The organism is Geodermatophilus obscurus DSM 43160 (genome assembly GCF_000025345.1).
GTDB classification, from domain to species: Bacteria; Actinomycetota; Actinomycetes; order Mycobacteriales; family Geodermatophilaceae; genus Geodermatophilus; species Geodermatophilus obscurus.
The window spans coordinates 2,582,129-2,601,541 of the sequence record NC_013757.1; the positions used below are offsets into that span (position 1 = coordinate 2,582,129).

Annotated in this window: 14 protein-coding genes; 8 read left to right on the top strand and 6 right to left on the bottom strand. The window is 74.0% G+C overall.

Annotation, left to right across the window (positions count from 1 at the left end; translation table 11 throughout):
* Positions 1–149 precede the first annotated feature (149 nt).
* Positions 150–1,535 (top strand): carotenoid oxygenase family protein, encoded by a 1,386-nt coding sequence (locus tag GOBS_RS12155; RefSeq protein WP_012948590.1) that lies wholly within the window; start codon positions 150–152, stop codon positions 1,533–1,535.
* Between the two features lie 27 nt (positions 1,536–1,562).
* On the opposite strand, the gene GOBS_RS12160 is transcribed toward GOBS_RS12155, so the two are convergent.
* On the bottom strand, positions 1,563–2,453 hold the full coding sequence (locus tag GOBS_RS12160; RefSeq protein ID WP_243697705.1) for a helix-turn-helix transcriptional regulator: 891 nt from the start codon (positions 2,451–2,453) through the stop codon (positions 1,563–1,565).
* A 536-nt stretch (positions 2,454–2,989) separates the two neighbouring features.
* On the opposite strand from GOBS_RS12160, the gene GOBS_RS12165 reads away from it, so the two are divergent.
* From GOBS_RS12165 to GOBS_RS12175, 3 genes are all read left to right on the top strand, one after another.
* Positions 2,990–3,802 (top strand): AfsR/SARP family transcriptional regulator, encoded by an 813-nt coding sequence (locus GOBS_RS12165; protein WP_012948592.1) that lies wholly within the window; start codon positions 2,990–2,992, stop codon positions 3,800–3,802.
* Between the two features lie 445 nt (positions 3,803–4,247).
* Complete coding sequence (locus tag GOBS_RS12170; RefSeq protein WP_012948593.1) at positions 4,248–4,472, top strand: hypothetical protein; 225 nt, start codon at positions 4,248–4,250, stop codon at positions 4,470–4,472.
* A 127-nt stretch (positions 4,473–4,599) separates the two neighbouring features.
* A complete protein-coding gene (locus tag GOBS_RS12175; RefSeq protein ID WP_166487364.1) occupies positions 4,600–4,962 on the top strand; it encodes a DUF6463 family protein in 363 nt (120 codons plus the stop codon).
* A gap of 151 nt (positions 4,963–5,113) precedes the next feature.
* Here the strand turns inward: GOBS_RS12175 and GOBS_RS12180 are convergent, their stop codons facing one another.
* Positions 5,114–8,260 carry a M14 family metallopeptidase gene (locus GOBS_RS12180; protein ID WP_081449007.1) on the bottom strand — a complete coding sequence of 1,049 codons (3,147 nt, stop codon included), beginning with the start codon at positions 8,258–8,260 and terminating at the stop codon, positions 5,114–5,116.
* Between the two features lie 298 nt (positions 8,261–8,558).
* On the opposite strand from GOBS_RS12180, the gene GOBS_RS12185 reads away from it, so the two are divergent.
* Together GOBS_RS12185 and GOBS_RS12190 are read left to right on the top strand one after the other, a co-directional pair.
* The gene (locus GOBS_RS12185; RefSeq protein WP_012948596.1) at positions 8,559–9,443 is read left to right on the top strand and encodes a patatin-like phospholipase family protein; all 885 of its coding nucleotides are present in this window, start codon (positions 8,559–8,561) and stop codon (positions 9,441–9,443) included.
* Between the two features lies 1 nt (position 9,444).
* Positions 9,445–10,548: a lysophospholipid acyltransferase family protein gene (locus GOBS_RS12190; RefSeq protein WP_012948597.1), complete on the top strand. Its 1,104-nt coding sequence runs from the start codon at positions 9,445–9,447 to the stop codon at positions 10,546–10,548.
* Positions 10,549–10,649: 101 nt separating this feature from the next.
* On the opposite strand, the gene GOBS_RS12195 is transcribed toward GOBS_RS12190, so the two are convergent.
* From GOBS_RS12195 to GOBS_RS12210, 4 genes are all read right to left on the bottom strand, one after another.
* Positions 10,650–10,976, bottom strand: a complete 327-nt coding sequence (locus tag GOBS_RS12195) for a GYD domain-containing protein (protein WP_012948598.1) — start codon at positions 10,974–10,976, stop codon at positions 10,650–10,652.
* A gap of 227 nt (positions 10,977–11,203) precedes the next feature.
* Positions 11,204–13,027 carry a S9 family peptidase gene (locus tag GOBS_RS12200; RefSeq protein WP_012948599.1) on the bottom strand — a complete coding sequence of 608 codons (1,824 nt, stop codon included), beginning with the start codon at positions 13,025–13,027 and terminating at the stop codon, positions 11,204–11,206.
* A gap of 137 nt (positions 13,028–13,164) precedes the next feature.
* Entirely contained in the window at positions 13,165–14,163 is a 999-nt protein-coding gene (locus tag GOBS_RS12205) for a YihY/virulence factor BrkB family protein (RefSeq protein WP_012948600.1), read from the bottom strand.
* A 130-nt stretch (positions 14,164–14,293) separates the two neighbouring features.
* Positions 14,294–15,688 carry a cytochrome P450 gene (locus GOBS_RS12210; RefSeq protein ID WP_012948601.1) on the bottom strand — a complete coding sequence of 465 codons (1,395 nt, stop codon included), beginning with the start codon at positions 15,686–15,688 and terminating at the stop codon, positions 14,294–14,296.
* 458 nt (positions 15,689–16,146) lie between these two features.
* Here GOBS_RS12210 and GOBS_RS12215 point away from each other — a divergent pair, with 458 nt between their 5' ends.
* Positions 16,147–17,874: a S8 family peptidase gene (locus GOBS_RS12215; protein ID WP_012948602.1), complete on the top strand. Its 1,728-nt coding sequence runs from the start codon at positions 16,147–16,149 to the stop codon at positions 17,872–17,874.
* Between the two features lie 513 nt (positions 17,875–18,387).
* Entirely contained in the window at positions 18,388–19,356 is a 969-nt protein-coding gene (locus GOBS_RS12220; RefSeq protein WP_012948603.1) for an MsnO8 family LLM class oxidoreductase, read from the top strand.
* Positions 19,357–19,413: the final 57 nt, after the last annotated feature.

Sequence of the window (19,413 nt, forward strand, 5' to 3'; positions counted from 1 at the left end):
TGCGGTCGTCCCCGCTCGACGGCAGCGACCGCCCGTCGGGCACGGCGCCGTGGGCGAGGACTGTGCAGCCGCGGGCGGGAGGGCCAGGATCAGAGGAGACGGCGTGGACGAGGACGTCCGCGCCGACAGTCCGCCGAGAGGCAGCCGCGATGACCGACCGCCCGATGCTCGACCGCAGCCCGTTCCTCCAGGGGCCGTATGCGCCGGTGACGGAGGAGATCACGGCGTTCGACCTGCCGGTGACCGGGCGCCTGCCCGCCGGGCTGGACGGGCGCTACCTGCGCAACGGGCCCAACCCGCTGGGCTCGGACGATCCCGGCTCGCACTGGTTCCTCGGTGCCGGCATGGTGCACGGGGTCCGGCTGCGCGACGGCAGGGCCGAGTGGTACCGCAACCGCTGGGTCCGGTCGCGGCACGTGGCCGAAGCGCTGGGGGAGAGGTGGCCGGGTGGGCCCGTGCACGCCGGCATGGACTTCGCCGCCAACACCCACGTCATCGCCCACGCCGGGCGCACCCTGGCCACCGTCGAGGCCGGCGCGCTGCCGTACGAGCTCACCGACGAGCTCGACACCGTGGGCCCGTGCGACTTCGACGGCACGCTGCCCGGCGGCTACGCGGCGCACACCAAGCTCGACCGGCGGACCGGTGAGCTGCACGCCGTCGCCTACTTCTGGGGCTGGGACCACCTGCAGCACGTCGTCCTCGGTCCCGACGGCAGGGTCAGCGGCACCACCGACGTCCCGGTCGTGGACGGGCCGATGGTGCACGACTTCGCCCTGACCGAGAGGTATGTGGTCCTGCTCGACCTGCCGGTCACCTTCAGCATGGACGCGGCGGCCGCCGGCTCGCAGTTGCCCTACACCTGGAACCCGTCCCACCAGCCCCGCGTCGGCCTGCTGCCCCGGGCGGGAACGACCCGCGCTGTCCGCTGGTTCGAGGTGGACCCGTGCTGGGTCTTCCACACGCTCAACGCCTACGACGACGGCGACCGGGTCGTCGTCGACCTGTGCCGCTACGAGGGCTCGTTCGACGTGTCGGCCCTGGGCAGCGGGGGCCCGCTCACGCTGGAGCGCTGGACGGTCGACCCGACCGCCCGACGGGTGGCCCGGCAGTGCCTCGACGACCGCCCGCAGGAGTTCCCGCGCGTCGACGACCGGGTCCTCTCCCGGGCGCACCGCTACGGCTACAGCGCGGCGACGGGGCAGGTCGACCGGGGCACCGTGCAGATGGACGGGACGTTCCAGGACGCCGCCTTCGCCGATGCGCTGCTCAAGCACGACCTGCTCGCCGGAACGGTCGAGGAGCACCGCTTCCCGAGGAACGCCGCGATCGGCGAGGCCGTGTTCGCCCCGTCGACGCCGGACGCGGACGAGGACGACGGCCACGTCATGGCCTTCGTGCACGACCCCGACCGCGGGGCCACCGACCTGGTGGTCCTGGCGGCACAGGACTTCGCCGGCCCCCCGGTCGCCACCGTCCACCTCCCGGCGCGGGTCCCGCTCGGCTTCCACGGCAGCTGGATCGTCGACGGGTGAGGGGCGGGGCAGACGGCCGCCGGGCCGTCATCCAGCGGGGCGGGGGGTGGGAGCGCTCGTCGGCGCCGTCGCAACGGGGAGGTCGTCCCCGTTGCGGGGGGAGGGGATCAGCAGGGTGGGATCCGGAGTCCCGCGTCGTCCACCGGGCGCTGGAGGCACGGTCAGGAGGCCGGCGTCGCGGGCTCGTTGGACCGCCATCAGCCTGTCGCGCACGCCGAGCTTGCGGTACAGGTGTTCGAGGTGCTTGTGCACCGTCCGGGGGGAGGTCCTCAGGCGGCGGGCGATCGCCTGAGCGGTGAGCCCCTCCCCGAGGAGCCTGAGGACGGCGAATTCGCGTCTCGTCAAGCGGATGCCGTAGGCGCAGTCGTACTGCTCCGCCGGCACGTCACGGAGCACCCGGTGCTGGCGGACGAGCGCAGCCAGTGCCGGCACGACCAGGGCAGCCAGGTCGGCATCGGCGTCGTCGTAGTCGTCGTCGGGACGGCTGACGACGTACGACTCGATCCCCTGCCCCACTCGGAGGGGCAGCGCGAGCTGGTGGGTGATACCGAAGGGACGGGCGAAGGCCGACCACTCGGCGCGCAGCCTCGGACCGGCGACCGCGCGCGGCACCCGGCCCAGGATCTGGGGTGCAGAACTGCCCGTGACGGCGTACCAGCGGATGAGCGGGTGCGTGGTGGCGTCGGGGAGGACACCGGACGGCGGCGTCATCGGCAGGAAGCCGACCGGCCAGCCTCCGACGACGTGGTCCACCCAGGCGCGGTCGACGACGTTCAGCGAGCAGCAGGCCGCATCGAAGGACTCCAGGAGCAAATCCGCCACCTGCGCGTGGGGGAACTCGAGTGCCCCGGGCTGCCCCTGCAGGATGTCGCCGACGAGCTCCAGCCACGCTGCATGACGCCTCGTGGTGCGCGACACAGAGCTGAGGGTAATCCGCCGGCGCCGGATCGTGGAGGTCGACTTCGGCCCGGCGGTCACGACCCTCCCAGCTCCGTGTCGCCTGCGGCGACTACGCACAACTGCGTACGGTCCCGGCGCCGGGACGTGAATAGCGTTCCTGTTCCGCATCTCGTGCGCGTGCGTCCAGGGGGAGTCATGTGGGTCGACGTCGTACACCTGTGTCCGGGGACCACCGGCGCGAACGAGGGCGGTTGAGGTCGGCCGGGCGCCACCGGGGTGCACCACCCGATCCGCTGGTCGAGCCCCGGGTGACGGGGCGTACGACTCCGTCCACGTGGGCGGCCGGCCGCCGCCCACGCGCCGACGGGACCGACGCGGTCCGTCGGCGGTGACGTGTGTCAGCCCGCTGGTATCCGAGCGGCACGGACACGACTCAGCAGTACCGGACCCCCAGGAGCAGGTCGGTGGTCCGAGCGACGCAACAGGACCTGGGAGGCGGGTTCTCCTGTGCCGCCACGGGTCCGGTTGCTCGACCGAGAGGAAGGACCAGTTCCGTGGACCGTCCATCAGCTCCCTGTGTCACGTTGCTCGACGGCTTCAACCTCGAGGTCACCGGCCGCGACCGGCGGTCGACCGCCGGCCTGCCACGTGGCGTGCAGCGCTTGGTCGCACACCTGTGTCTGTCCCACGGGCCGACCCGGACCGCGACGGCCGGCCACCTGTGGCCTGACGTGCCGGAGGCACATGCGCACGGGAGTCTGCGGTCGGCGCTGTGGCGGCTCAACAAGGTGGCGCCCGGCCTGATCGAGGTGTCGGGGAGTGCACTCCGGCTGGCGGCAGGCGTCCGTGTCGACGTCCGGGACCTGAACGACTGGGCGCAGCGGGCGATCGCTCCGCCCGGGGGTGCCGACGACGTCGCGGTCCCGGACGCAGCGCTCCTCGGCGATCTCCTGCCCGGCTGGTACGACGACTGGGTCCTCCTCGAACGCGAGCGGCTGCGCCAGCTCCGCATGCAGGCGCTGGAGGCGGTGGCGGCGAGACTCGCCTTCCTCGGCCGCCACTGCGAAGCCCTGGAGGCCGCTTATGCCGCGGTCCGCGCCGAACCACTGCGGGAGAGCGCCCACCGGACGGTGGTCCGTGTCCACCTGGCCCAGGGGAACCTGGCGGAGGCCCTCCGGGCCTACGACTTCTTCCGGACGCTGGTGAACGAGGAGCTGGGCGTGCTCCCGACGGAGCAGATGACCCGCCTGGTCCAGGACATACCGCGGGTCCGCCGGGCGCTCCACGCGGAGCGCCCGGCTCCCGGAGGAGTCGTGAGCCGGCCCGGCGCGGTGATCGCCTCGAGGGCCGGACGACGTCCGACGTGACGGGGGTGCCCTGATCCGACCGCTGCGGAACCCGCACGGCCTGTCCGGCTGCTGCCTCCCTGCGTCCGTCGACGGGCGTCCGGGGACGCGCCTGGCTGGTCGCCGCGATAGGTGAGCAGCTCGGACGAACGCCGGCAGTGGATCGATCGCGTGGTTGCGGCCGCGCACCGTCGGGTCCGCACGGCTGCCGGGACAGGGCGGCAGCGGAAAGCCATCCGACCGACGCCGGCGCGCTCGTCCGCGGGACGGGGAGCCTCTGCGAGCCCACGGCGCTCCTGCTCCTGCGTCGGGCCGGGACGCCGTCCGCGGTGGCGGGTCATCCGTACGGGGGACTGCACCCCGGGGCCTGACCTCCCACCATGGGTGCTCGCACGTTGACCGGATCGCGCGGTTCTCGTAAGCCGGACCCTGCAACGCTGCGCAGTACCCCCGTAGGAGAGGCGACGTGGTCGACGACCCCAGTGCGGCACTGCTCATCCGCGTCTGGCTCGAGGGCTCCAGGGAGCTCCGGGCGCGGCTCCTCACGGTGCGAGGCGCCACCGCACAGACGCCCGCGGAGGAGGTGACGATCGCCGTGACGTCGTCACCCGATGAGGTGCTCGACGCCGTACGGAACTGGCTCGACGACTTCACCCGGGGCGCCACCACCCAGATCGACCAGCCCGGGTGAGTCCTCAGGCGTGACAGGGCGGGGACGTGGCGGTCCCCGCACACGACGGACCCGACCTCCGAGGCCACTCACCGGGACACGCCGTGCACCCTGTCGTCCGGGGACCTCCGCCACCTATCGTCGCCACGTGCTGCCCCGATCACCTGGATGGTGGCTGCAGTGCCTCGGTCTGGTGCACGCGGTCGTCGGCGTGGTGCTGTACCGGCAGCCGCTGACGCAGATCGCCCGGGACAGGTTCGTCAACTCCGTGCCGGACCTGGGTGACAGGGCCACCGCGTTCTGGTTCATGGTCGCAGCGCCGACCCTGTGGCTCGGCGGACGGCTTCTCCGATCCGCCGAGTCGCTCGGTGACCTCGCCGCCCAGCGCACCGCGGGCGGGATCCTCACCGTGACCGGCGTCGTGGGTTCGGCGGTGATGCCCACCAGCGGCTTCTGGGGAGTGGCAGCGGTGGGCATCTCATCGCTGCGCCGGAGCACCCGGCGCAGGTAGGCCTCCGGGCCGGACACCCTGCCCGCGAACCCGCCCCTCCGCTGCCGGGCGGCTGATCGCCGGTAGGGGACTCGATCTGCCGGCTGCGCGGTGACCGATCCCACACCCATCGGCCACCGGACCCGTCGCCGAACGCCGTCGCGCGAGTGCCTCAGCCCGCCGTGGGTGACGCGCTGGTGAGGCCGCGGACGATCCCCCCGAGGAGCGCTGCGCGGGCGGCCGGGTCGGGCACCTGTTCGATCCCGAACCCGAGCAGCACGGTGTCCTCGGTGGTGATCGCCGCCCCGACCTGCGACTGCGCCCGCACGAAGTCCCCGACGTTCGTCGGGCTGCCGGCGGGCGCGCTGGGCACCGTCCACGGCGCGAGGTCGGTCTCGAAGCCCTGCGGATCGGCGGCCGTGCCACCGATCACCAGGCGCGTCCGGTCCACGAACACGCCGGCCCCGCCGACGGCCGGGTCGGTGACGTAGCTGATCGCCACCTCGACCTGCCCGCCCCCGTAGGCGGACAAGTCGAAGCCGACCTGCTGCCAGCCTGCGGAGGTGCCGGTGATCCGGTGCCACGCCCCTGTGGTCCCGGTCGGCTGGCAGGTGTCGCCGCCGGTCAGGTAGTGCGAGAGGAACGGGTGACGCTGCAGCAGGAGCCCGGTCTCGCAGCCCGTCGGCGGTTCGCTGTCGCTGAGCCCGCCGACCTCCGGCAGCGTCGTCCAGTCATCGGTGCCGACGGGGCGGGCCTCGACGATGACGTTGTCGTACCCGGTCTCCACGTCGTGGGACAGCGCGAACTCCAGCGTCGGCGTCTGCGCCGCGGGGACGCCCGTGAGGTCGACGGTGCGGCTGAGCCGCATGTACGAGCTGTCGGCGTGCGCTGCCGCGGCGAACCAGTCGCCCTCGAAGGTCTCGAGGTTGCCGGGCGGGCCGCCCCGGTACTCGCCGGACACGGCACTCGCGAACTGCGGGAACCGGTTCGGCGGCAGGACGGCGCTCGTGGGGAGGAAGGTCCCGGCCTCGTCGATCGGGTTGCTCGGCGTGGCCGCCAGCTCCGTGCTGGTGCCGCCGATCGGGGCGCCCGTCCCGTCCAGGAACTCCGGCGCCGCACGCGGCGACCGGGTGAACGCGCCGAGGTAGTACTGGACGAAGTCGTCCGCGAGCAGCAGGCAGTCGCTGAACGGGTCGGCCGTCACCACGCAGTCCTGGTCCGGCGCGCCGTCCAGGCCGTAGTAGACGCCGCCGAGCCCCGTGCCCAGGGCGCCGTGGTAGCCAGCCGTCTCACCGGCGAGCGCGAGGGTGCCGCCTCCGTTGAGGTAGTCGCGGACCGCGAGGGTCAGGAACTGCTGTCGTTCGGCGACGGCCGCGTCCTCCAGCGGAGCGCCGAGGACGTCGGTGAGGACGTCCTCGGCGTCCTGGGTCAGCCGGTTGTCACCGAGGTACCAGACCACGCTGTGGAAGTGGCCGAGCACCCCGAGGTCGTGCGGCACGCCCTGGGCGGACACGTCCCACACGGCGGAGTCGACGCCGGCGTCGGTGAGCGCGTCGACGTACTGCTGCGCGTACCGGGGCGCGGTGGTGGCACCCGGCTCGCCGGGGTTGAAGCCCTCGTAGTCCTCGTTGGCCAGCACCACGACCGACCCGCCGTCGTGTTCCACGGTGTAGCCGAACCGCTCGCTGGTCACCGGGCCGAGGCCGGGCCGCACGCCGGTGAACCACACCTCGACGTCCTGTCCCACGCGCGCCCCGCGGACCTCCCCGCGGAACTCCGCGTAGTACGTGTCGCCCTCGTCCCCGTAGCGCTCGCCGCCGGCCCACTCGCGCACGGTCGCGCGCTCTTCGGGCCCGCCGTCGACCCGATAGCGCAGCTCGACGTCGCGCAGGTCCCGCCGGGCCGTGACGGCGACCGTCTGCGGGGTCCCGTAGGAGACGGGGAAGGGATCGAGCACGAAGTCCGGCACCGTGCGGCCAACGACCGAGACGGGGTTCGACGGGTCCTGCGCCGATCGGGCCACGGCAAGCGCGAAGGGGAGGTTCTTGTCGAACTCCGCCTGGACCAGCGGCTCCGAGTCGGGGAACTCGAACACGCTGCCGCAGGCGTCGGGCTCGAAGGCGTCGCCGGGGTCGGCTGCGCTGGCCGTCTGGCACGTCGCCATCTCGGGCGTGAACGCCAGGGTGCCGTAGGCCTCCTGCGCGTGCTCGGTCGTCTCCCCGTTGGTGGTGTAGAGCTCGGCGGAGATGTCCGGGTCGTAGCCGGGCACCGCCGGATCGGCGTCGTCCCCGGCCAGGGCCTCGTAGACGACGTCGTCGGGCGTCGGGGTGGCGACCTGCCAGCCGGTGCCGTAGAGCAGCAGTTCCGCCGCCGAGTGGTAGTTGACGAGGAACTCGAAGCCGACCCGGCGCATGAGTCCGTCGAGGGCGCGCGTCTCGGGTTCGGACGACGGCGCCGGGCCACGGTAGGCCTCGCTGTCCGGCGACGGGGACGAGCCCTCGTCGTCGTAGCCCCAGCGGGTCGGGAAGTTGCGGTTGGGGTCGACGCCGTCGACCTCGGTGATCACGCCGTCGCCGTCGTTGTCCTGCAGGTTCTTGCGCCACAGCCGGTCGGTGCTGAACGTGTGGTCGTAGCCGTCCGGGTTCGCCACGGGGACGAACCACAGCTCGGTGCGCTCCAGCAGTTCGCGGAGTCCGGTGTCGGTGCGGTAGCCGTCGAGTACGTGGCGCATCAGCCGCCGGGTCATCTCCGGGGTGATCCACTCGCGGGCGTGCTGGGTCGAGACGTACAGCACCGCGGGGCGATGACCGTCGGGCACCCGTGGGGCATCCGTGGTCACCTTGAACGCGAGGATCTCCTGCCCGGTGACGGATCGGCCGATCACGACCTGCTCCACCAGGTCCGGGTGCGCCGCCGCGAGCGCGACGAACTCCTCACGCAGCCCGCCCGCACCGCTCCACGGCCGGAAGACACCGGCCGTCGTGGCCGAGGTCTGCGCCGTCGCCGTCCGTGCCTGCAGCGGCACGCCCTGCGCCATCAGGGCGTCCGCCCTGCGCTCGCCGAGCACGACCTCCACCCGTACCGAGCCGGGAGCGGCACCAGGCGCGGTCAGCACCTCGCGGCGGTCGAGCCCGCTGTCCAGCACCAGGTCCAGCTGCTCGGGCGTCAGCTCGCCCGTGTAGGCGACCGAACCCTCGCCACCGGACGCGGGACCGGCGTGCGCGGTGGTCCCGGTGCCGGCCAGCATCCCCAGCGCGAGCAGCAGGACCAGGAGAGCAGGAACGGGCCTGCCGCGGAAGCGTTCAACCGTGAGCACCATGTCGACCGTCCAGACCGCGTGGCAGGGGGAGCGAGACACGAACGCCTGCACAGGGTCCGCGTGTGACGGCACGTTCACCCGGCGTCCACGCGCGGGTCGGGGCGAGGCGGGAGCGGGTTCGGGGCGTGCTGCCGCAGCGGTCGCACCCGGTCACACTGCGTGATGAGTGACGCTGGACTCGGTACGCCGGCGCCGTCCCGGTCCCTCGGCCCGCACGCTGCGGGGGCGGTACGAGCCCCGCGGCCCTGGGCGTCCCCTCGAGCTGCTCCGCTCCCGCCGTGGGTGGCACGATGCGGCCATGGCCTCGCCGCAGGTGCCTGCCGGCCGGGGCGGCACGGCGTTCGTCCTCGGTGGCGGCGGAGTGCTCGGCGCGGCCGAGGTCGGGATGCTGCAGGCGCTGTTCGAGCACGGCGTGCGCCCGGACCTGATCGTGGGCACGTCGGTGGGCGCGATCAACGGCGCGCTTGTCGCCGCCGACCCGGCGCCGAGCGCGGTGGACCGGTTGCGCGCCGTGTGGGAGGAGCTGGCCTCCCGGCAGATCTTCGCCGGGTCCGTGCTGGCCCGCCTGAACACCCTGGCGCGGACCCGCACCCACCTGCACCCGCGTGAGCCACTGCGGGACCTGCTCGAGGCCCACCTGCCGGTGCAGACCTTCGCCGAGCTGCGGGTCCCGTTCCAGTGCGTCGCAGCCAGCATCGAGCGGGCCGCCGAGCGCTGGTTCACCGACGGCGCACTGGTCGAGGCGGTGCTCGCCTCCTGCGCGGTACCCGGGCTGCTGCCCCCGGTGGAGCTCGACGGCGAGCACTACCTGGACGGCGGCCTGGTGCACAGCATCCCGGTCGGCCGGGCGGTCGCACTGGGTGCCGACACCGTCTACGTGCTCCACGTCGGGCGGATCGACCGCCCGCTGCGCCCGCCGACCCGGCCGTGGGAGGTCGCGCTGGTCGCCTTCGAGATCGCCCGCCGGCACCGGTTCGCCGCCGACCTGGCCGCGCTGCCGCCGGGTGTCACGGTGCACGTGCTGCCCTCGGGGAACCCTGCTCCGCCCGGAGCCGGCAACCTGCGCTACCGCGACTTCGCCGGCGTGCCCGCCCGCATCGACCAGGCCCACGTCGCGGCCGGCGAGTACCTGGCCCGGAGCGGCGCATCCCGGAGCGGGGCATCCCGGGACGGGGTGGCCTGAGGTGCTGCCCCCACGCCGCGTCCGCCGGGTCACCGGTCCGCTCCTCGTCGCCGCACTGGTGGCCGCGGTCGCCCTGCTGCCCGCGCTCGTGGTCGTGGCCGTGGTCGCCTCGGTCTTCCTGCCCGGCCGGCTGCGCGCGCTGCGGCTGCTGGCCCTCGCGCTCGTGTACCTCGCTCTGGAGGTGACCGGGCTGGTGGTCGCGGGGGTGCTGTGGGTGCTCAGCGGCTTCGGTCGCCGCTTCGACACCCCGGCGTCCCGGGCCGCCCACTACACCGTCCTGCGGCTGCTGCTCGACGTCCTCATGCGCGTGGCGCAGCGGCTGTTCGCACTGCGGCTGGTCACCGACGGCGAGTCCTGGTCGCCGCTGGACGACGGGACACCCGGCTCGACGAACGCCATGGTGGTGCTCTCCCGCCACGCCGGTCCGGGCGACTCGTTCCTGCTCGTGCACACGCTGATGAACCGCGACCACCTGCGCCAGCCGCGGATCGTGCTCAAGGACCTGCTGCAGCTGGACCCGTTGATCGACGTCTACCTCAACCGGCTGCCCAACCACTTCGTCTCGGCCGATCCGGCCGTGGGGTACGGCTCCGAGGAGGCGATCGCCGACCTGGCCCGGAACCTGGGTGAGGAGGACGCGCTGCTGATCTTCCCCGAGGGCGCGAACTTCACCCCGCAGCGCCGGACCCGGGCCATCCAGCGACTGCGCGACCGGGGCCTGCTGGCCGCGGTGCGCCGGGCCGAGGCGATGCGGCACCTGCTGCCGCCGCGTCCGGGCGGGGTCGTCGCGGCGCTGCAGTCGGCCCCGCACGCCGACGTCGTCCTCGTCGCGCACACCGGCCTGGAACACCTGAGCACCGTGCGCGACCTGTGGCGGAGCCTGCCCATGGACAAGACCCTGCACCTGCGCTGGTGGTTCATCCCGGCCGCCGACGTGCCGCGGGACGAGACCCGGCTGACCGACTGGCTGTACCACTGGTGGGAGACGATCGACGCCTGGATCACCACCACCTCGGCTGCCGCTCAGCGGGCACCGGACGGGCGTGGTGCCGGTGTACCGGGGATGCCCGACGCGGCCGACGTCCTCAGGAGCGAGCCGTCGTAGCGAGCCGGCGTCGGACCCGGGTCACCCGGCAGGTGCATCCCCGGCAGGGGCGCCCAGGTGCTGACCGCAGATTCGTCCAGCGGGAGGCCGGACCCGGAGCGCTACCCCCCGGGGGGCCGGTATCGGACCTGCCGCGCGCTGCGCAGCGCGTCCATCGTCTCCTCGACCGTCATCAGCACCGTTGTCTCCAGGGGGCTGAGCGCACCGCCGGCACCGATGGCCAGGGCCACTGCGGCCATGGACACGTTGTCGGGAGCCTCCCAGAGCGTGAAGCCGTCATGCGGCCCGAACGCGTACCAGAACCCGTGCAACGTGCCGCCCACCGACTCGATGTAGGACCGGGCGGCCTCGCGGCGGTCCTCCGGGTGGTCGATCAGCCGGGCCCAGGTCTCCGGTGTGTAGCTGAACCTCGTCAGGTAGAGCGGCATCGTCGGCCCCTCTCGTCTGCCCGCGCGACCGCGAGGATGGCCGACGCCGGCCCTGACGACAAGGGGTCGGGCTCGCCGAGCGCGGTGCGCCGGGGTCCCGGGGCAGGGAGGTCCCGCGGTCGCCGACCGCAGTGCGGTGCGCATCCCGTGCGTCCTGGTCGGCTGCGGCGGTGGTGGTCCCGGTGTCTGCGCGGGCGAGCCCTCATCGGGGGCGCTCCGTGGCTCGCTCAACCGTCCTCCCGGCGCCCTCCGGGTCGCAGGACCCGGTCGAGGAAGGCCATCGCGCGGGGATGGGCGTCCAGTCGATTGGCGAGCCTGGCGAGGCCGTGGCCTTCGTCGTCGTAGACCAGCAGCTCGCAGGGGACGCCGCGGCTCCGCACCGCGGTCACCAGTTGCTCGGCCTCACCCAGCGGGACCCGTGGGTCCTGGGCGCCGTGGACGACGAAGAGCGGTGCGCGGATCGCGTCGGCCCGGCGCAGCGGCGAGGCAGCGGCGAGGAACTCGCGGTCGGTGGCGAGGGCGCCGTACTCCCGCTCGCGGTGGGCCCGCCGGTAGCCGGCCGTCCGCTCGAGGAAGGTGACGAGGTCACTGATCCCCACGATGTCGACGCCGGCGCCCCACAGCTCGGGCTGGAAGGCACAACCGGCGAGCACCAGGTAACCGCCGTAGGAGGTACCCCACAGCGCCGCGCGAGCCCCGTCCAGTCCGGCGCCGGGCAGCCAGGAGTGGACGGCGGCGAGGTCGAGGAGCGTGTCCAGGCGGCGGGTGGTGTCGTCGAGGCCGTAGTAGCGCTTGCCGTAGCCGGTGGACCCCCGGACGTTGGGGACCGCGACCGCGTAGCCACGCGCCACGAGCGCCTGGACGACGGGGGAGAAGACGGGCTGCGACTGCCCCTCGGGTCCGCCGTGCAGCAGGACGACCACCGGCGGCGCCGCCCCGGCGGTGCTGTCGGGCCGGTACAGCTGCAACGGCACGGTCACGCCGTCAGCACTCGTCACCGCGTGGCGCTCGGGGCGCCGCAGCAGCCTCGGCTCGACGTCGAGCCGAGCCCCGGTGAGCCGGTGCGGCGGCGCGCCGGGGTCCAGCCGCCAGACCCCGGGTGGCATCACCGGCGAGGTGCAGGTGACGACGACGCTGCCGTCGTTCCCGACGAGTGGGTCGGGCAGCAGGTGGCTCCAGGCCACGACGGCATCGGGGTCGGGGAGCCGCAGCCGGCCGAGAGGGGCGAGGGTGCGGGCGTCGAGCAGTTCGCCGACGCTCGCCCCGTCGACGTTGCCCACCGCCAGCAGTCTCGTGCCGTCCGGGCTGGTCCAGCCGGCGACGTCCCGGTCCCGTGCGTACACGACGGCGGCCTCGTCGGTGGCGAGGTCGACGCGGACGAGGGCGGAGTGGTCCCGCCCCACGTTGCTGCTCACGACCAGGGTCGTCGCGTCCACCCAGGCCGGAGCGCCGACCACGGCTGCCTCATCGGCGTGGGGGAGCACCACGCGCTGCTCGCCGGTCGCGACGTCGAGGAGCACCAGGTCGTTGTCCATCGGCCGCGGTCCGGGGCGCAGGATCGACAACCAGTGGCCGTCCGCGGAGAAGCCGGGGGCCGGCTGGCACCAGCTCCCGCTCCGGTGCAGGAGTCGCTGCGCGCCGCTGTCGAGGTCGAGCAGCCAGACGTCGAAGGCGACGGGGTCCCGGCGGTTGGACAGCACCGCCACGGTGCCGCCGTCCGGGCTGACCCCGGCCAGGCGGTCCACGGCGCCGGAGCGGGCGGTGAGGGCGCGGGGCGTCGACCGGTCGCGACCGGCCGGAGCGTCGAGGTCCAGCAGCCACAGCCGGCTGCGCTCGTCGCCGTCGGTGTCGGCCTCGACGACCGCCTGCCGGTGCCCGGGCCGGTAGCGCGCCGTGATCACCCGGTCGTCCACGGCCGGGAGGTGGCGGTGCACCCCCGCGTGCCACTCGGCGAGCTGGTCCACACCCGTCGCATCGGTGCGCAGCAGCAGGCGCTCGCCGTCGCTGTCGAGGGCGGCGGTCGAGCGGGCCCGGATCAGCTCAGCCAGCACGGTGGGCCGTCCGGCCGCGCCGGAGCCGCAGGTCCGTCATCTCCCGGTCCAGGACACGACTCAGGTTCTCGCGATCGGACCCGGGTGCTGCTGGACGGGTCCGCCGACCACGGGCTGTGCAGACGGTGGCCGGTGCGTCATCCCTCACCCGGGAGGGGTGGCGCGCTGTCCGCCACGACCGCTCCCCGCTCACCCAGCGGCTGCTCGGGCCCGACCGTCGAGTCACGGGCGGTCTGACGTTCGGTCTCGGCGTTCACAGCCGCGCCCACGATGACCAGGAAGACCGTCGTCCACAGCCAGAACATGCTGATCGCCACGCCGGCGAGGGACCCGTACGTCGACTGGTAGCTGCCGAGGCGCTCGACGTAGGCGAAGAGTCCCGCCGTGGTGGCCAGCCAGAGCAGCGTCGCGATGGCCGAGCCTCCGGTGATCCACCGCCAGCGGGCCTCCCTCCTGTCGGGTGCGTACCGGTACAGGACGGCGAGCACCACGGTCACGAGGGCGGCGAGTGCCGCCCAGGACACCACGGGCAGGACGGTGCGGACCGGTCCAGGGACCTCGGCCAGCGCCCGGGAGGCTGCGCCGGCCGCGGCGATCACGGCGCCGAGGAGGAGCGCACCGCCCAGCACGAACACGAGCGCGAGTCCGCTGCGACGCAGGAACCCCCGCGTCTCGGTCTCGTGGTAGGCGAGGGTCAAGCCGTCGATGAGGTAGGTCATGGCGGTCGTCGCCGTCCACAGCGCCACCACGAGGCCGGTGAGGCCGCGCCAGGTGAGCACCTGGGTGGAGGCGGCCGTGATCGTCGTGAGCTGGTCGGCCACCACCGACTGGAGGTCGGCGGGCAGCATCCCCGCCACGCCCGACAGCTGCTGGACCGCCTGCTCCGGCGTGTTGACGGCGCCGTAGACCGAGATCGCCGTCACCAGCACCGGGGCGATCGACAGGACGGCGAAGAAGGCCACGCCCGCGGCCTGCACCATGAGGCGGTCGCTCAGCACGTGCCCCGCGACGCGCCGGAGGATGCGGCGCCAGCCCGCGGCGGTGATCCTGCGGGGCGAGTCCGCGTCGCTCGCCTGGAGACCGTGTCCTCGCTCCGCTGCCTGCGGAGCGTGCCCGTCGTCCCGAGCCAACGCCATGGCCCATCTCACCTGCGGCCGGGACGGGCCGCAAACTCCGCTGTCCGGTGCTCCACGGCCTGCCCCGTCTCGCGCTGCACCTGCGCCGGCTCCCGTCAGGAGGACGACGGCCGTGGCCCCGCCACCGGGGTCAGGCGGGACTCGTCCCGATCGGCTCCTGGCCGGGCCGGCTCATGCCTGACGCGGACCGGGTGTGCGAGGTGCTGGACCCGAGGACCACGGGCAGGGACTCGTGACCGCGCAGGATGACCGTGCCGCGGCGACGTCCGGGACCCGCGGGGCCGAGGCCGGGGAACCGCTCGAACAGCGCCTGCAGCGCGACCTCGCCCTCCATCCGCGCGAGCGCGGCGCCGAGGCAGAAGTGGATGCCGCTGCCGAAGGCGAGGTGGTCGCGCGCGTTGGGGCGCGTCACGTCGAAGACGTGCGGATCGGAGAACACCCGCGGGTCCCGGTCTGCCGCGGCGAGCAGGAGGATCAGCCACTCGCCCTCGGCGACGGGGACCCCGTGGACGGTGGTGGACCGCCTGGCCCGGCGTCCGGTCCGCTGCACCGGGGGGTCGACGCGGAGGACCTCGTCGACCGCGTTCGGCCACAGCGACGGGTCCTCGGCGAGCAGCCGGCGCTGGTCGGGATGGGCGAACAGCAGGGCGGCCCCGTTGCCGATGAGGTTGACGGTGGTCTCGAACCCGGCGCCGACGACCAGCGCGGCCGTGGCCCGCAGCTCGGTCTCGGTGAGGCCGCCACCGTCGTCGTCGACCGTGGTGACCAGGGCGGACAGCAGGTCCGCGCCCGGGTCCCGGCGCAGCTGCTGCAGGTGCCCGCGCCACCAGGAGTCGAGCTCGCCGAGGCTGCGCTCGACGTCGCGGTGGGTCGACCAGTCCAGGCCCATGTCCAGGACCGGCGCGGCGCGGTCGCCCCAGGCGAGGAACTGCTCGCGCATCGCCACCGGGACGCCGAGCATCTCCGAGATGACCGTGACCGGCAGCAGGCTGGCGTAGCGGGCGGCGAGGTCCACCTGCCCGTCCTGCGCTGCGGCCTCGCCCTCCAGCTCGTCGAGGAGCTCGTCGGCGATCTGACGGGTGCGCTCGCGCAGCCCGGCGACGGCCCGGGCGCTGAACGCCCGGCTGACCAGCCGGCGGTAGCGGGTGTGCTCGGGCGGGTCGACGGCGACCATCGACGGCGGGTCGATGGGGCTCACGCTCGGCCGGGGCCCGGCCAGCCGCAGCGCCAGCCGCAACACCGGCGGGAGCCGGTCGGTCCGGTACGCACCGATCTGCCCGAAGTCCTCGCTGCGCAGGACGTCGGTGCACACGTCGTGGTGGACGCTGACGCGGCCCAGGGCCCCGTCGGCGAGGGGGGCCGCCGTCCGCAGCCGTTCGTAGTGCGCGTACGGGTCCGCGCGGAGGGCCGGGTCGGTCATCACCTGGGCGTCCGGGTTGCCCGCGCGGGCTCGTGCCCGGATCGCCACCCGCATCGCTCCGTGGGTGGCGGCCCAGCGGACCGCACTGCGCACCGGTTCGTCCATCGCCCTCGCCCCCCTCGGCGGCCGGGTCCTGCCCGGCCGGCGTGCCCTCATCCTCGGGGACACGGCTCCCCGGTGCCAGGGTCGACGGCGCCGATCGCGCGGCGCCCGCGCCAGGGGCTGTGAACGGGTTGCGACCGTCGTCCGGGTCGGCGGGGCGGTTGTGCGTGTGTTCGGCAGTGCGGCCATCCGGCGGCGGGACGCCGCCCGGCCCCGGCGTGCACGACCCGCGCCTACGCGATCGGCCTGCCTGGCGGCACCCAGACGTCGACCGAGGGGATCGGGGAGGCCGTCCTCCTCCGAGTGACCACAGCGCGATCCTGGTCGGCGGCCACATCTCTCGGTTCTCCGTCGGCGCCCCTCGACGGGTGAGGGGCCACTCGCTTTACTGACATACAAGCCGCTCCGGCCAGTGCCAGGCCGTCGGTACGGCCCACGGCTTGCCCGGGAGGCGGCGCGAGATGTGGTCACGGTCTGGAAAGCGCGGTGCCGGCAAGGCGGTCGGAGTCCTCTCGGTCTCGTTCGCGATGGTGCTCGGGACGTCGACGACCGCGACCGGGGCTCCGGGAGACGCTGCCGCCCCCCAATCGCCGGCGTCCGCCGCCGACGAGTACATCGTCGCCTTCGACGGCGCCCCCGAAACCGCGGCTGCCGCGATCGCGGCCGCAGGCGGCACCGTCACGGACCTGACCGAGCAGGTCGGTGTCGCGCTGGTCACCTCCACCGACGGGGCCTTCCTCGACGACGTGCGCGCACGTGGGGGGATCCGCGGGGCCGCACGGAACCACTCCGTCGGCACCGCACGGCCGGGCATGCCTCACCGCTTCGCCGAGGAGCGACCGGTGGCGGATCGAGCGGGCGGGTCCGGCTCCGCCGACCGGCCATTGCACGGGGGGCCCGACGCCGAGCCGCTGGCGGACCGGCAGTGGAACATGCAGATGATCGGGGCGACGGCCGACGCTGCCCACCGCGAGGCGACCGGCAAGGGAGTCGACGTCGGGATCATCGACACCGGTGTCGACGCCACGCACCCCGACCTCGCCCCGAACTTCGACCCCCAGCGGTCGCGGAACTTCACGACCGACATCCCCGAGGTCGACGGTCCCTGCGAGTTCGAGAGCTGTGTCGACCCGGCCGACGTGGACGACAACGGGCACGGAACGCACGTGGCCGGCATCGTCGCGGCCGACGACAACGACTTCGGTGTCGGAGGCGTGGCCCCGGACGCAACACTCGTCAACGTGCGGGCCGGGAACGACTCCGGCTACTTCTTCCTGTACGAGACGGTCAAGGCGCTGGTGTACGCCGGCGACATCCGCCTCGACGTCGTCAACATGAGCTTCTTCACCGATCCGTGGCTGTACAACTGCGCGTCGCGGGACGAGTACATCGAGGGCGACGTGACCGACGAGGAGCTCGCCCAGCAGCGGCTCATCCGCGAGCTGGTGCTGGGCGCGGTGACCTATGCCCATGGTCGCGGGGTCACGCTCGTCGGGGCCGCGGGCAACGAGCACCAGGACCTGGCCGCGCCGACCCGGTACGACGAGACGAGCCCTGACTTCCCGCCCGACGCCGCGCGGCCGCGAACGGTGGAGAACACCTGCCTGAACGTGCCGAGCGAGGCACCGGAGGTCGTCTCGGTGTCGGCAGTGGGCCCGTCGAGGACCAAGGCGGACTACTCCAACTACGGGCTGGGTGACGTCGAGATCGCCGCCCCGGGTGGCTGGCTCCGCGACCTCGTCGGCACGCCGGCCTTCCAGACGCCGGGGAACCTGGTCCTGTCGTCGTACCCGCTGGACGTGGCGATCGAGCAAGGCCTGGCCGACCCGAACGGCGACCCGGTCGACGAGCTCTCCGTCGAGTACTGCGACGAGAACGGCGTGTGCGGCTTCTACACCTACCTGCAGGGCACGTCGATCGCGTCGCCCCACGTCGCCGGTGTGGCCGCCTTGATCATCGAGGACCAGGGCCGCTCCGGTCGCGACGGACGCGCCCTCGACCCTGCAGTGGTGGCCGACGTCCTCGCCGCCTCCGCGGAAGACCACGCCTGCCCCGCGGGTGGGGTCGAGGTCTACACCGACGAGGGCCGGACCCCTGACTTCAACGCCGTGTGCGAGGGCACGACCGACGAGAACGGCCTGTACGGCGAGGGGATCGTCGACGCGGCGGCGGCAGTGCAGGACCGGTGACCGGCACGGCAGGTGCCGAGGAGGCCTGCTCGGGAGCGGCCCGGGCCGACCCCCGGCGGCGTCGCCCGGCGTAGGTCGTGGCCAGCGCCGCGGAGGGGTCCGCGGCACGGGTGTCGATGCAGCGGTACGCCGTTCGCCCGGTTTCGACGCGTCGGCGGGCCCGTGGCCACGGTGCCCCGGTGACCGCCCTCGGGGTCGGACTTCGGCGACTCGCCGACCCGTCCCCGGTCCCGGCTGGCATCGACCTACGCCGACGGCCCGTCGCACCACCGTCCGCCCCCAGGACCGGTGGGGGACGCGTGCGCACGCTGCTCCGCGACTGCTGCGGCGTGGCTCCGGCGCGGTCCGCCCGGTCCGCCCGGTCCGCTGCACGGGCGGCCACGCCTGCCGACGGGACTCCCTGGGGACGACGACCCGGGCGGAGTGGCTCCGGAGGCGTCGGTTGCGGGCGGAGCTCTCGCCGCTGCACTCCAGCCGGAAGCCGAACGGGGTGTGGCCGGGTTGGCTCCTGCTGTGAGGCTCTCGCTGCTCGACCGCTCCCGGACCCGCGCCGGCCACCCCGAGGGGGCTGCGCTGACGCACACCGTGGAGCGGGCGGTCGCGGCGGAGCGGCTCGGTTACCACCGGTTCTGGGTGGCCGAGCACCACGGCGTGCCCGGTGTCGCGTCGGGAGCACCGGCGGTGCTGCTGGCAGCGGTCGGTGCGCACACGGCGAGGATCCGGCTCGGGTCGGGCGGGGTGATGCTGCCGCACCACCAGCCCATCGTCGTGGCCGAGCAGTTCCTGATGCTCGCCGGGCTGTACCCGGGCCGGATCGACCTCGGCCTGGGCCGCTCGCTCGGCTTCACCCCGCCCGTACGCCGCGCTCTCCGCCGCTCCGTCGACGAGCCGGACACCTTCGCCGACGACGTCGTCGAGCTCCGCAGCTACCTCGAGCGGACCGCACCGGTCACCGCGCACCCGGTTCCCGAGGCACCGGTCCCGCTCTTCGTGCTCGCCACCGGCCGCGGGATCGAGGTCGCCGCCCGCATCGGGCTCCCGGTCGTGCTGGGTGGCCCGGTGCTCGACCAGCCCGACCTGGGGGACCTGCTCGCGGCCTACCGCCGCGACTTCCGTGCACATCGGGATGGTCGTCCGCACGTCACGGTCTCGCTCGACGTGCTCGTCGCCGACACCGATGCGGAGGCCCGCGAGCTGGCGCTCCCCGAGGTGTGGGCGATGGTCCGCTCGCGGCGCACCGGCGTCTTCGACGTCCTCGAGCCGGTGGCGGCCATCCGCGACCAGCGCTGGGACGACCGGGTCGCCGGCCGGGTCGAGCAGGCCCTCGACGCCGTCACCACCGGCAGCCCGGAGACGGTCCGCCGCCGCCTCGAGCAGCTCGCCGACCGCACCGGTGCCGACGAACTGCTCGCCACGGGCGCCACCTACGACCGCGCGGCGCTCGCCGCCTCCGACGCCTCGCTCGCGGCGCTGCTGACCTGACCGGACCAGCAGCTCACGTGACGAGCCTGCCGCCGGCGCAGGGGCCGGGCATCCGGC